Source organism: Liquorilactobacillus vini DSM 20605, from assembly GCF_000255495.1.
Classification (GTDB): Bacteria; Bacillota; Bacilli; order Lactobacillales; family Lactobacillaceae; genus Liquorilactobacillus; species Liquorilactobacillus vini.
Genome location: NZ_AHYZ01000057.1, coordinates 1 through 1,440, shown reverse-complemented (window position 1 = coordinate 1,440; position 1,440 = coordinate 1). Strand labels below are relative to the sequence as shown.

Sequence of the window (1,440 nt, the reverse complement as noted above, 5' to 3'; positions counted from 1 at the left end):
CCATAAATAAAGATAATTTTACTGAAACGTATGGTCAGAAAAAAATATTAAAAGAGACATCAGTTATTAATGGTGAGAATATTTTAACTCCTTTTTACAATATTAAAATTTCATCTTCAGGATCTATTAAAGAGATTTATGATCATATTAACAAAAGAGAAGTGTTTGATACTAAGCTAGGTGGGAATCTACTTTGGATTTATGAAGATAGACCACTTGATTTTGATAATTGGAATATTGATAAAGACTATATTCACAAGGGTACTCAGTTGAAGGCGGGAAGCTATCAACTCTTAGAAAATAACTCGCTATTTACTTCATTTGAGTTTGTTTATAGTTTTAGAAACTCTAAGATTAAACAAATAGTTCTTTTTTATTCGTTCTCACCAAGAATTGATTTTAAAACATATGTAGATTGGCATGAACATCAAACATTATTAAGAACTGAATTTAATACAAATATTAACTCATCATATGCTCGTTTTGATATTCAGTACGGAAATATTTTACGATCAACTTCTAATAATACAACTTGGGAACAAGCAGAATTTGAAACGGTTGGTCATAAATGGGCTGATTTATCAGATTTAGGTTATGGAGTTTCACTACTTAACGATTGCAAATATGGATATAAAATTAAAGACAAAAAAGTATCTTTAACTTTAATTAAATCAGGGATTTATCCAGATATAAATGCTGATCAAGGACAGCATTCATTTGTATATTCACTTCTTCCACATAACGGAGATTTTGTAGATGGGGATGTTGAAAAAAATGGGTGGGAGTTGAATGATCAATTACAGCTGGAAAAATATCAATTAATTTATAAAGCAGGACCCTTATTTAACTTTACTGCTAGATACCCAGTTGCTGTGGATGCTATTAAATTAAGTGAAGATAAAAAAGGAATAATTTTGAGATTGAATGAATATTCAGGAAGATTAACGAAGATTGCAATTAAAGTAAATTTTGCTTGCAAGTCAAAAGTTCAATTAACTAACTTAGAAGAAAAGTTTATAAAAAATATTTCTATAGAGAATAATGTTTTGAGTATTGATGTAGAGCCATACAAAATAGTAACTTTGAAATTTGAACTTTAATTATAAATTATAAATAAATCTTAAAGTAATTTGATAAGGTAGGTGAATCAATATTGAATTGGGAAAGTAATTATCAACGTTGGTTAAAAAAAGTTGATGATCCAGTTTTAAGGAAAAAGATTTTATCTCTTGATTCAGAGAAACAAAAAAAAGATCATTTTGAAGGATATGCTTCGTTTGGTACAGGCGGTATTCGCGCTAAAATGGACATTGGGACTAAATATTTTAACAAATATACCGTTGGAAGAGCGACTGTTGGTTTAGGAAATTATCTGATTAAAGCTAATGTGGTTTACAAAGAAAAAGGAGTTGTAATTTCGTATGATACAAGAGCAAATTC

Annotated in this window: 1 protein-coding gene and 1 pseudogene; both read left to right on the top strand. The window is 28.5% G+C overall.

The window, feature by feature from the left end; genetic code table 11:
* Nucleotides 1–1,100, top strand: a 1,100-nt coding sequence (locus tag ON15_RS03280; RefSeq protein WP_010580059.1) for a glycoside hydrolase family 38 C-terminal domain-containing protein, incomplete at its 5' end; no start/stop codon positions are given.
* Between the two features lie 53 nt (nucleotides 1,101–1,153).
* A pseudogene (locus ON15_RS03275) lies at nucleotides 1,154–1,440 on the top strand (phospho-sugar mutase); the annotation flags it as partial.